1 protein-coding gene is annotated in these 579 nt (G+C 67.4%); it reads right to left on the reverse strand.

The annotated features are described in order from the left end of the window. Positions 1 to 579 (reverse strand): RNA-guided endonuclease InsQ/TnpB family protein (locus ACSIH6_RS39410; protein WP_435114002.1); only part of this gene is annotated, 579 nt, incomplete at both ends.

Below are 579 nucleotides of genomic sequence, written 5' to 3' on the forward strand. Positions count from 1 at the left end.
CTGGAAGGAAACCACCGATCCACCACCACCAACGTGCGACCCGCACGCGCGGCCTTGTACTCCAGCTGACGGCGAAACTCACCAAGGCCAGCGTCCAGGACCGACCGGTTCAGCCCGGCCTTCTGACGGACCCGCTGACCGGGTCGCTCGACGGTGCCGCGTGCGGAGACGGTCAGGCCCCGCACGTTCAGGTCCTCGATCGCGATCAGGTCGTGCTCGCGCACCAAACGCGTGGTGGTCTTGTGCAGGAAGTCAGCGCGGGCGTGGCGGACCTTGCGATAGGCGGCCGCGACCCTGCGCTTGGCCTTACGCCGGTTGGCCGAGCCGCGCTGTTTGCGGGCCATGCGCCGCTGGTAACGCTTGAGGTTGCGGGCCTTGCGCTCCACGTGGCGGGGATTGGCAATCTTCTCGCCCGTGGACAGGATCGCGAAGTCCTTCACACCCAGATCCACACCCACCTCAGAACCAGTGTCCGGTGCCGGGTCAGGATCGTCGGTGTCCACGGCGAGAGTGGCGTACCAGCGCCCGTCCGCCTCACGCGAAACGATGACCGTGGTCGCCTCCAACGCAGCCAGGTTC

Source organism: Nocardiopsis synnemataformans, assembly GCF_965343085.1.
Classification (GTDB): Bacteria; Actinomycetota; Actinomycetes; order Streptosporangiales; family Streptosporangiaceae; genus Nocardiopsis; species Nocardiopsis alborubida.